This window comes from Kitasatospora sp. MY 5-36, assembly GCF_001182915.1.
Taxonomy (GTDB): domain Bacteria; phylum Actinomycetota; class Actinomycetes; order Streptomycetales; family Streptomycetaceae; genus Kitasatospora.
In genome coordinates this window covers 1-10,778 of sequence record NZ_LFVW01000402.1, presented here as the reverse complement: position 1 = coordinate 10,778, position 10,778 = coordinate 1, and the positions used below count along the sequence as shown (strand labels likewise).

Annotated in this window: 10 protein-coding genes; 5 read left to right on the top strand and 5 right to left on the bottom strand. The window is 72.5% G+C overall.

The window, feature by feature from the left end:
- Together AE652_RS24255 and AE652_RS24250 are read left to right on the top strand one after the other, a co-directional pair.
- Positions 1-488, top strand: a 488-nt coding sequence (locus AE652_RS24255) for a hypothetical protein (RefSeq protein WP_159028545.1), incomplete at its 5' end; no start/stop codon positions are given.
- A gap of 177 nt (positions 489-665) precedes the next feature.
- Positions 666-2,156, top strand: coding sequence for an alkaline phosphatase PhoX (locus AE652_RS24250; protein WP_049654998.1), 1,491 nt, complete (start codon positions 666-668; stop codon positions 2,154-2,156).
- A gap of 36 nt (positions 2,157-2,192) precedes the next feature.
- On the opposite strand, the gene AE652_RS24245 is transcribed toward AE652_RS24250, so the two are convergent.
- Positions 2,193-3,794 (bottom strand): PucR family transcriptional regulator, encoded by a 1,602-nt coding sequence (locus AE652_RS24245; protein WP_234348516.1) that lies wholly within the window; start codon positions 3,792-3,794, stop codon positions 2,193-2,195.
- A 388-nt stretch (positions 3,795-4,182) separates the two neighbouring features.
- Here AE652_RS24245 and pruA point away from each other — a divergent pair, with 388 nt between their 5' ends.
- Positions 4,183-5,811 (top strand): L-glutamate gamma-semialdehyde dehydrogenase, encoded by a 1,629-nt coding sequence (gene pruA, locus AE652_RS24240; RefSeq protein ID WP_049654997.1) that lies wholly within the window; start codon positions 4,183-4,185, stop codon positions 5,809-5,811.
- A 160-nt stretch (positions 5,812-5,971) separates the two neighbouring features.
- Positions 5,972-6,901 (top strand): proline dehydrogenase family protein, encoded by a 930-nt coding sequence (locus AE652_RS24235; RefSeq protein WP_049654995.1) that lies wholly within the window; start codon positions 5,972-5,974, stop codon positions 6,899-6,901.
- Between the two features lie 65 nt (positions 6,902-6,966).
- On the opposite strand, the gene AE652_RS24230 is transcribed toward AE652_RS24235, so the two are convergent.
- Positions 6,967-7,560, bottom strand: a complete 594-nt coding sequence (locus tag AE652_RS24230; RefSeq protein WP_049654993.1) for a Uma2 family endonuclease — start codon at positions 7,558-7,560, stop codon at positions 6,967-6,969.
- Between the two features lie 149 nt (positions 7,561-7,709).
- Between AE652_RS24230 and AE652_RS24225 the strand changes: the two genes are divergently transcribed.
- Positions 7,710-8,402: an RraA family protein gene (locus AE652_RS24225; RefSeq protein WP_049654991.1), complete on the top strand. Its 693-nt coding sequence runs from the start codon at positions 7,710-7,712 to the stop codon at positions 8,400-8,402.
- 17 nt (positions 8,403-8,419) lie between these two features.
- Here AE652_RS24225 and AE652_RS24220 read toward each other — a convergent pair whose 3' ends face one another.
- The 3 genes from AE652_RS24220 to AE652_RS24210 form a co-directional block, all read right to left on the bottom strand.
- On the bottom strand, positions 8,420-8,944 hold the full coding sequence (locus AE652_RS24220; RefSeq protein ID WP_049654988.1) for a GNAT family N-acetyltransferase: 525 nt from the start codon (positions 8,942-8,944) through the stop codon (positions 8,420-8,422).
- Between the two features lie 59 nt (positions 8,945-9,003).
- Positions 9,004-9,969 carry an SGNH/GDSL hydrolase family protein gene (locus AE652_RS24215; RefSeq protein ID WP_049654985.1) on the bottom strand — a complete coding sequence of 322 codons (966 nt, stop codon included), beginning with the start codon at positions 9,967-9,969 and terminating at the stop codon, positions 9,004-9,006.
- A gap of 124 nt (positions 9,970-10,093) precedes the next feature.
- On the bottom strand, positions 10,094-10,778 hold a 685-nt coding region (locus tag AE652_RS24210), incomplete at its 5' end, for a TerD family protein (protein WP_049654981.1).

Here is a 10,778-nt window from a genome sequence, read left to right as displayed (position 1 = left end):
AGGAGCGTGAACTGCCGCCCGCCGTCGGGATGGAGGCGCACCGGGCGCTGATCGCGCAGAGCGTCGCCGAGTCCGCCGCGATCGAGGCGCAGGTGCGGGTGGGGCGCACGCCGAGGCTGCCGCGCGGGCTGCGCGGGGAGGTCGGCGCGGTGCGCTGGGAGGCGGCGGTGCGCCAGCAGATGCGGCTGGCCACCGAGACCCGGGAGGAGGCCGCGGCGGCGGTGACCTCGATGGTGAACCACCTCAACCGGCTGTCCCAGCAGACGCACTGGCTGGTCGGCACGGCGGAGGGGGAGGCGGCCGTCGAGGAGGTCGTCCGGTACACGGTGTTCGCGAGCGAGGTGGCGAGCCTGCCGGCGCAGCGGGCCTGGGCGCAGCTGTGGCGGGAGCGGCCGGGCGGCGGCGGGGCGGGTGTCTGGGAGGAGCAGCGGCTGGCCGAGCAGCTGTGGCTGTCGGCCTGGGAGCAGTGGCGGGCGGCGCGGCGCTGACGGGTCGGGCGGGCCGGCGGGGGCCTCAGTAAAGCACAGGTCATGTGAAGGTCATCGGTCGGCAAATGGCCGCCTGGGCGTGAGGTGGGCGTCATGCCGGGTTCACCCGCCCGGCGGAGCCTGCTGGGCGTCGGCATCCCGCACCGGCGCCCCCGCTCATCCTCAGGAGTTGCTGCCATGTCGCTGTCCCGTCGGGACTTCGTCAACCGTTCCACCCTCGTCGGGGCCGGCGTGCTGATCGCCGGCGGCGCCGAGGCGCTGGCCAGCGCCCCGGGCGCGATCGCCGCCCCGGTCGGCGGCGAGGCCCCGGTCGCCGCGGCCGCCGGGACCAACTCGGCCGGCGGCACCGCCGTCGGCTACGGCCAGCTGGTCCAGGACCCGGCCGGCCTGCTCTCCCTGCCGAAGGGCTTCTCGTACAAGGTCCTCAACCGGGCAGGCGTCACCAAGCTGCGCACCGGCGAGTTCACCCCGAGCAACCACGACGGCACCTCCGCCTTCGAGGACGAGCGCGGCGGCAACCTGATGGTCGTCAACCACGAGCTGGCCGGCGCCCGCGCCAACTGGCCGCACCCGGTGCCGCTGACCGAGGGCCACGTCTACGACCCGGGCGCGGCCGGCGGCTGCACCATCGTGCACGCCAAGCGGGACGGCTCGGTCGAGCAGTGGGTCGGCATCGCCGGCACCGCCACCAACTGCGCCGGCGGCGTGACCCCGTGGGGCACCTGGCTGTCCGGCGAGGAGACCGAGGACAAGGCCGGCAAGAACGGCTTCACCAAGGACCACGGCTACATCTTCGAGGTCGACCCCTTCGACGACGACTACAACCGGGACCCGCAGCCGGTGAAGGCCTTCGGCCGCTACGCGCACGAGGCCGTGGTCGTGGACCCGAAGCGCGGCCAGGTCTACCTGACCGAGGACGCCTCGAACCCGAACGGCCTGCTGTTCCGCTGGACCCCGCCGGCCGGCTTCAAGCACGGCCGCTACCAGCTGCGCAAGCTCGCCGCCGACGCCGGTGTGCTGGAGGCCTTCAAGGTCTTCGACGCCCAGGGCAAGTTCGTCGACGACCTCTCCCGCGCCACCAAGGTCGGCACCACCTACGGCGTGGACTGGGTCAAGGTCCAGGACCGCGACGCCAGGACCGTCTCGGTGCGCAAGCAGTTCAAGGACGGCGAGGTCAGCCGCGCCCGCAAGCTGGAGGGCATGTGGTGGGGTGACGGCGGCTTCTACTTCGTCTCCAGCTTCGCCCGTTCGGAGAGCCCGCTCCAGCACGACGGCCAGGTCTGGTTCTACAACCCGGCCCGCCGCACCATCACCCTGAAGGTGCTGCTGGGCGTCAACACCGACGTCTGGGGCGACCACGACAACTTCGACGGCCCGGACAACATCACCGTCTCGCCGTACGGCGGCATCGTGATCTGCGAGGACGGCGAGGGCGTCTCGCACCTGTTCGGCGCCACCGAGGACGGGCTGGTCTACCCGATCGCCCGCAACGAGCTGAACATCGGCACCGCCGAGAAGCCCGAGTTCAGCGAGTTCACCGGGGTGACCTTCTCGGACGACGGCAAGACCCTGTTCGCCAACATCCAGACCCCGGGCATCCAGCTGGCGATCAGCGGCCCGTGGCGCCGGCTGAACGAGCACAAGCGCGGCCAGGGCTACGGCGAGTGACGAACCGTCAGGAATGACCGTGCGGCTGCCCGCGGACTACTCGTCCGCGGGCAGCCGCAGTTGCAGCATCGCCAGCAGGCGCTGCTGCGGCTGGGCGAGGTCGATGCCGGTCAACTGCTCGGCGCGGCGCACCCGGTAGCGCAGGGTGTTGGGGTGGATGTGCAGGGCGTCCGCGGCCACCCGGACCTCGCCGAGCGCGTCCAGCCAGGCCAGCACCGACTCGGCGAGCCGGGTGCCGTGCCGCCGGTCGTACGCGGTGAGCGCGGTCAGCCGCGGGTCGCGCAGGCCGGTGCGCTCCTGGAGCAGCGCGAGCATCTCGCTGACCAGCACCTCCGCCTGGACGTCGATCAGTGCCGCGACGTCGAGGTCCACGCCGCCGCGGCCCATCGCGTCCAGGATGCGGTCCGCCTGGGCGCGGGAGTCGGGGACCTGGGCCAGGCCGTCGACGGTCGAGCCGATCGCGGCGCGCAGCGGGACGCCCAGGTGCTCCCGGGCGGCCGCCACCACCTCGAAGGCCCAGTCGCGCACGGTGGTCATCGGCAGGCCGGGCGGCAGCTCGGGCAGCAGCACGTACACCCGGGACTCGATCGGGGCGAGCAGCGCGGTGCGGTGCCGGGCGGCGGTGTGCACCGAGATCAGGCCGGTGACGTCGGAGCGGTGCAGCACGTCGGTGGTGTGCGCGCTGTAGGCCAGCACGGTGGCCGGGCGGCGCAGGTCCAGGCCGAGGTGGGTGGCGAGCGACTGGGGGCCGGTGGAGCCCTCCAGCAGGCCGGTCAGCAGCGTCTGGGTGAGCCGGACGTCGGCGGACAGCTCCCGGCGGCGGCGCACCAGCTGGGCGGCCGCGACCCGGGCGGCGCCGACCAGGGACTGTTCGGCCAGCGGGGCGAGCGGCTGGGCGCCCTCCTGCACCCAGATGGTGCCGAGCGGCTGCGCCCCGGCCCGGATGCCGACCGCGAGGCGGCGGCGCAGGCCCAGCTCGGGGTGCGGCTCGACCGCGATCGGGGTGTCCGAGCTGCGCAGGTGCTGGAAGATGCCCCACTCGCGGAGCTTGGACAGGTACGGCTCCGGGCCCTGCCAGCCGAGGATGGACAGCCGGCGCAGGTCGTCGACCTCGTCGGAGTCGGAGGAGCGGGAGTAGGCCAGCACCCGGCTGGAGGTGTCCTCGATCGAGACGATGCCGTTGGTGAGGACGGCGACGGTCTGGGCGAGGGAGAAGAGGTCGCCCGCGTTGGGCTCGGGGGCGCCGGGGGCGTCCGGGGCGTCCGGGCCGGCGATGATCGCCCGGGCCAGCGAGTCGAGGTGCTCCCAGCGGGTCTCGCGGCGCACCGAGAGCAGGGCGACGCCCGCGTCGGTGGCGGCCTCGCGCAGCGCGTCGGCCTGGACGGGGCCGTCCAGCTTCACCGCGACGGCGGCGGCCCCGGCCCGGCCGGCCGCGCGCAGGGCGGGCAGGGCGGCGCGGCCGCGGGCGCCGATCGCGAGCACCAGCTCGCCGGGGGCGGCGGTCGGTGGGTCCTCCGGGTCGAGGATCGCGACGTCGCGCACCGGGACGTCCAGGCCCAGCGGGGCGGCCTGCAGCTCGACCAGCGGTTCGCCGAGGGACATCAGGAGTTGACGGAGCGGCAGGCCGGGGGTGGTCACGCCGGTCCTCCTTCATCCGCTCGGACAACGTTTCGCGGTCGATTTTAGCCGGACGGACAGAGATTCGGCGTGGCCGCCGGACCGCGGCCCGGCGCGCGGGCGCGCCGGGGCCTGCCGACGGGCACCGGCGTGCGAGCCGCCTTCGCGGGCCGGGGGCGTGAGCCCGGAGGCGCGAGGTGGCGCGGGGTGGTGTGAAGGGTGGGGCGATCGGGGACGGTTCGTGACCGCGGCGTGACCGACTTCGTCGGGCCGGACAACGCCGTACGGGGGAATTTAGCCGCGCGGCCAATCAAGTCGCCCGGTGGCCAGGAATAGCGTTCGTGCTGTGGTCGGCGTGCAACCCGCGCCGGCAATCCCCCCGCACTGAACGAAGGAGAGCGTGCGCTCTATGGACGCTGTGACCCAGGTCCCCGCGCCGGTGAACGAGCCGGTCCACAGCTACGCCCCCGGGAGCCCGGAACGGGCCCGTCTGGAGGCCAAGCTGAAGGAGCTGGGCGGCCAGGAGCCGGTCCAGCTGACCATGACGATCAACGGTGAGCGCCGGATGGGCGGCGGCACCGAGATCCACGTCGTCCAGCCGCACAACCACGCGGCTCGGCTCGGCACCCTGCGCAACGCCACCCAGGCCGACGCGCAGGAGGCCATCGACACTGCCCTGGCCGCAGCCGAGGCCTGGCAGGCGCTCTCCTTCGACTCCCGCGCCGCGATCTTCCTCAAGGCCGCCGACCTGCTGGCCGGCCCCTGGCGCGAGACCCTGGCCGCGGCCACCATGCTCGGCCAGTCCAAGACCGCGCAGCAGGCCGAGATCGACACCCCCTGCGAGCTGGTCGACTTCCTGCGCTTCAACGTGCACTTCGCCCGCCAGATCATGGCTGAGCAGCCGATCTCCTCGGACGGCGTGTGGAACCGCAGCGACCACCGCCCGCTCGAGGGCTTCGTCTACGCGATCACCCCGTTCAACTTCACCGCGATCGCCGGCAACCTGCCGACCGCGCCCGCGCTGATGGGCAACGTGGTGCTGTGGAAGCCGTCCCCGACCCAGCAGTTCTCCGCGCACCTGCTGATGCAGCTGCTGGAGGAGGCCGGCCTGCCCAAGGGCGTCATCAACATGGTGACCGGCGACGGCCTGGCCGTCTCCGAGGTCGCGCTCAAGCACCCGGCGCTGGCCGGCATCCACTTCACCGGCTCCACCGCCACCTTCCAGCACCTGTGGCGCGAGGTCGGCACCAACATCTCCGGCTACCGCACCTACCCGCGGATCGTCGGCGAGACCGGCGGCAAGGACTTCCTGGTCGCCCACCCGTCCGCCGACCCGAAGGTCCTGAAGACCGCGATGACCCGCGGCGCCTTCGAGTTCCAGGGCCAGAAGTGCTCGGCGCTGTCGCGGGCCTACGTCCCCGCCTCGCTCTGGGCCGGCCTCAAGGACGAGTTCGCCGCCGAGGTCGACGGCCTCACCATGGGCGACGTCAGCGACCTGTCCAACTTCATGTCGGCCGTCATCGACGAGCGCTCCTTCGCCAAGAACAAGGCCGCGATCGACCGCGCCCAGGCCGACCCGCAGGTCGAGGTCCTCGCCGGCGGCACCTACGACGACTCGGTCGGCTACTTCGTCCGCCCGACCGTCCTGGTCTGCCAGGACCCGGCCGCCGAGTACTTCAAGGACGAGTACTTCGGCCCGATCCTGGCCGTGTACGTCTACGAGGACGAGAAGTACGAGGAGATGCTGACCCAGATGGAGTCGGTGTCCCCGTACGGCCTGACCGGCTCGATCATCTCCCAGGACCGCGCCGCGGCCCAGGACGCGATGCACAAGCTGCGCTTCGCCGCCGGCAACTTCTACATCAACGACAAGCCGACCGGCGCCGTCGTCGGCCAGCAGCCCTTCGGCGGCGGCCGGGCCTCGGGCACCAACGACAAGGCCGGCGCCAAGCAGAACCTGGCGCGCTGGACCTCGACCCGTTCGGTCAAGGAGACCTTCGTCCCGCCGACGGACTACCGCTACCCGCACATGGGCTGACCAGCCCCCTGACCAGCCGGCTCGTCCCGTAGCCACCGGTCACCCGCGACGCCCGGTCCCGCAGCCGGGCGCCGCCTCCCGGGGCGGCGGTGCCCCATCCCCGCACCGCCGCCCCGGCCCTTTCTGCCATCCTTAAGAAGCACCAGCTCCAGGAGTCACGATGCTCCGTTCCGCCCTTCTCGCGGCCTCCCGGTCCCCGCAGGTCCGCACCGTGGTCGAGAAGTTCCCGCCGACCCACGCGATAGTCGAGCGCTTCGTCGCCGGTGACGTCCTCGACGACGCCGTCACCGCCACCGACGACCTGATCGCCACCGGTCGCAAGGTCACCCTCGACCACCTCGGCGAGGACACCCAGGACGCCGCCCAGGCCGCCGGCACCGCCGAGGCGTACGAGCACCTGCTCAAGGCCCTCAAGGACACCGGCCTCGCGGCCGGCGCCGAGGTGTCGGTCAAGCTGTCGGCCGTCGGCCAGTTCCTCCCGGTGGACGGCGAGAAGATCGCGCTGGAGAACGCCCGCCGCATCTGCGAGGCCGCCGCCGAGGCCGGCACCACGGTGACCCTCGACATGGAGGACCACACCACCACCGACTCCACCCTCGCCATCGCGCGGGAGCTGCGGGCGGACTTCCCGTGGCTGGGCGTCGTGCTCCAGGCCTACCTGCGCCGCACCGAGGCCGACTGCCGCGACTTCTCCGGCGCCGGCTCGCGCGTGCGCCTGTGCAAGGGCGCCTACAAGGAGCCCGAGTCGGTCGCCTTCCAGGGCAAGCACGAGGTCGACCTCGCGTACGTCCGGGCCCTGAAGGTCCTGATGGCGGGCGAGGGCTACCCGATGATCGCCTCGCACGACCCCAACATGATCAAGATCGCCGGCCAGCTGGCCCAGTGGAACGGCCGCAAGCGGGACTCCTTCGAGTACCAGATGCTGTTCGGCATCCGCCCCGAGGAGCAGCTGCGCCTCGCCGCCGAGGGCAACACCATGCGGGTCTACCTCCCGTACGGCCAGGAGTGGTACGGCTACTTCATGCGCCGCCTCGCCGAGCGCCCCGCCAACCTGACCTTCTTCCTGCGCGCCATGGCCACCCGCGGCTGACCCGGCGCCCCAGGCCACGGCCCGCACCCCTGACGGGGGGTGCGGGCCGTCGCGCGTTGTCGACGTCAGAGGAACGGCTTCGTGTCGAGGTCGAAGTCGAACGGGGCAGGGAGCGCGAGCGGTTCGCCGAAGGCGGCGAGGTGCACCTCGGTGTACTCGTCGCGGTGCGGCTTGGCGAACAGACTGACCTGGGACTTCTCGCGGTCGATGAGGAGGTAGAGCGGGATGCCGGCCCGGGCGTAGCAGTGGCGCTTGGCGATGCGGTCCTGGTCGGGCTTGGCGGAGGTCACTTCCGCGACCATGGCGACGCCGTCCGGTTCCATCCAGGACGGTGCGCCCCGGAAGAGGCGGAGTTCCTCGGGAGCGAATGTGACGTCCGGGATGACGTGGTTCTTCGGACAGAGACCGCCGCTCACGAGGCGGAGGCCCTTGCCTCCGGAAACGCTCATATCGGTCTTGGAGCGCCGGATCACCTGCTTGAGCAGGTGGTTGATGTAGTCCTCGTGATCGCCGTCCGGCGGTGGTGCCACGATGATCTCTCCCTCGACGAGCTCGGCCCGGAAGCCTTCGGGGGAGTGCAGGCTCAGGAAGCTCTCCAGCAGGATGTCCGCCTGCGATGGGGAGCCCGTGATCGGTTGCTCATGCGCCACAGCACTCATGATGCCCCTCCTTCAGGTGGCCGTCACGCTACTGCGGTCCCGGAACGGGTTATGCCGCATATGGCATGGTTTCACCCGATGGTGTGAGTTTAAGTAGGACCTAGGATCTTCCTGCTGGTGAACTGGCTTTTCGAGTGGAGGAGTTGGGGATGCTGAAGGCTTTCGCGGAGCTGTCGACGCCGTTGGTGGCGGATGCCTGTGTGCGGCTCGGGGTGGGGGTGCGGGTGGCGCCGGCGGGGGTGGGGGCGGTGGTGGCCGGGGCCCGGGTGGCGGGGCGGGTGCTGCCGGTGCGGCACTACGGGAGCGTGGACGTGTTCCTGGAGGCGTACGGGGCGGCCCGGGACGGGGACGTGCTGGTGGTCGACAACGGCGGGCGGACCGACGAGGCCTGCATCGGGGACCTCGCGGTGCTGGAGGCGCGGGCCGCCGGGGTGGCCGGGATCGTGGTGTGGGGGCTGCACCGGGACACCCCCGAGCTGCGGGAGATCGGGCTGCCGGTGTTCAGTTACGGGGCGCTGCCGCTCGGCCCGGTGCGGTTGGACGACCGGGAGCCGGCGGCGCTGCTGACGGCCAAGTTCGGGCCGCACCCGGTGAGCGCGGAGGACGTGGTGTTCGCCGACCCGGACGGGGTGCTGTTCGTGCCAGGCGACCGGGTCGCGGAGGTGCTGGAGACGGCCGGCGGGATCGCCCGGACCGAGCGCGCGCAGGCCGCCCGGATCGCCTCCGGGGACACGCTGCGCCGGCAGACCTCCTTCGAGGAGTACCTGGAGCGGCGCGCCGCCGACCCGGCGTACAGCTTCCGGCGGCACCTGCGGCGGATCGGCGGGGCGATCGAGGAGTAGGAGCAGGGGTAACGGCGTTACAGCTTCCGGTACATGACGTGCAGGCCGACGTAGCCGTCCACGGGGTGGTCGAAGGCCTCGGGGACGGTGCCGACGACCTCGAAGCCGAGCGACTCGTAGAGCCGCACGGCGTGGTGGTTGGTGGCGACCACGGCGTTGAACTGCATGGCGCGGAAGCCGGAGCGGCGGGCCCAGTCGAGGGTGTACTCGACCAGGGCCCGCCCGATCCCCCGGCCGTGGTGGGCCGGGTCGACCAGGTAGCTGGCGCTGGCCACGTGCGAGCCGTTGCCGGGGCGGTTGCGGTTCATGGTGGCGGTGCCGAGGATCCGCCCGTCCCCGTCCACCGCGACCACCGTGCGGTTCGGGGCGGCGAGCATCCACCACTCCCGGCCCAGCTCGGAGGACATGTCCAGGGGGTAGGGGAAGGTCTCGCCGGCGGCGACGACGGTGTGGAAGAACGGCCAGATGTCCGGCCAGTCCTCGGGGACGGCTTCGCGGATGCGGACGGGCGCGGGTACGGGCGCGGGCGTGGGCAGGGGCATCGGACCAGGATGATGCTCGAGGGGTGGGCGGGCCAGCGGTTTTCGGTCGGAGCGGCCGGTCAGCCGCCGAGGACGGCTTTCTCGACCAGGGCGGCGGTGTGCGCCTGGCCGGTGGCGTTGGGGTGCACCACGGCGTACTCGAGGGGGAGGACGCTGGTCAGCACGCCGTCCAGCCAGTGGTCGGCGTCGCAGACGCTGTGGCCGGCGCTGGCGGGGTAGAGGTCCACGAAGGTGTCGCCGTGGGCGGCGGTGCTCCGGGCGACGAGCGCGTTGAGCGGTTCCACGATCGCGGTGCGGGCCCAGACGAGGTCGCCGCCGGTGAAGGTGCCGAACTGCAGGAGGTTGCCGAACTGGCAGAGCCCGGCGTTCTCGGGGACGAGGTGCGGGTAGCCGACGGTGAGGATCCTGGCGGACGGGGCCTTGGCGTGCAGCGCGGTCAGCATCCGGTCGTAGCCGTTGCGCAGCCGGGCGAAGCGGTCGGGCAGGCCCGCGTCGAACTTGTCCTTGCAGGGCGTGCCCCGGCCGAGCTGGACGGCGCCGAGTTCGATGCAGCTCTTGAGGATCTCGGCGAAGCCGAGGTCGTTGCCGCCGATCCCGACGGTGACCAGCCCGGTGGCCGGGTCGACGGCGTCGATCTGCGGCGGGACGGGCGGGTAGGGGCCGTTCGGGTCGGTGCCGAGCGGCGGGAGCGGGCGGCCGAGCGGGGCCTGCGCGGTCACGTCGACGCCGTCGGTGGTGGCGCCGCTGCAGCTGACGTTCCGCAGGTCGGCCAGGGAGCCGAGGTCGCGGCGGATGATCTCGGGGTAGGAGTCGACGGTCCGGGCGCAGCCGTCGCGGGGCGCGGTCTCGTCGCCGGTGGCCTCGATGACCCCGGCGGTGTAGGAGTCGCCGAGGGCCGTCCAGCTCAGTGCGCCGGCGCGGGTGCCCGGCCGGGCGGCGGCCTGGGAGGTGGTCGGGGTGATCAGCCCGGCGGCGAGCACGGTGGCGGTGCCGGCGACGGCGAGGCGGGACAGGAAGCGTGGCACGGCTCTCCTCCTGGGGATAGGGGGAGAGTGCGGTTTCACCCTCCTGAGAGTCAATCGAGTCGCTCTGTGGACGACTTGATGCCTCGGGAGGGTGAAACCACGGGCAGGACGGTGACGCCGGGTGTCAGAGCGTCGCGGCGGCGGGCTCGATCATCGCCCGCGCGGTCTTGCCGTCGACGTACTCGCCGAGCGCCGTCATCTCCCACTCGCCGCCCGGGCGGCGGACCAGCTTGCACATCATCACACCGGTGTGGGGCTCGGAGTTGGTGAGGTCGAAGCGGACCAGCTCCTCCTCCGTCCGGGCGTCCAGCAGGCGGCAGTAGGCGTCGCGCACCTCGGTGAACCTCTGGCCGGAGAAGGAGTTCACGACGAAGACCAGCGCGTGGACCTCGGCCGGCAGGCCCTCCAGGTGGACGGTGATCGCCTCGTCGTCGCCTCCCTCGCCGCCGACCAGGTTGTCGCCGGAGTGGGAGATCGCGCCGTTGAAGATGCTCAGCTTCATGAACCAGGCCGTCTCCAGCCGCTTGTGGCGGGCGTCGAAGGCGAGGCAGGAGGCGTCCAGGTCGATGTCGCGGCCGCGGGCGGCGGACTTCCAGCCGAGGGCCATCCGGACGGAGGAGAGGAAGGGGCGGCCGTTCTTGACCAGGGAGACCGAGCTGCCCTTGACCAGGTTGACCCGGCCCTTGTCCAGGGTGACCTTGCCGGGGGCGGCCGGGGCCGGGGGCGCGGCGGGCGCCGGGGGAGCCGCGGGCGGGGCCGGGACGGCGGTCTGGCCGGTGGCGAGGGCGATCCGCGGGTCGATCGGGGAG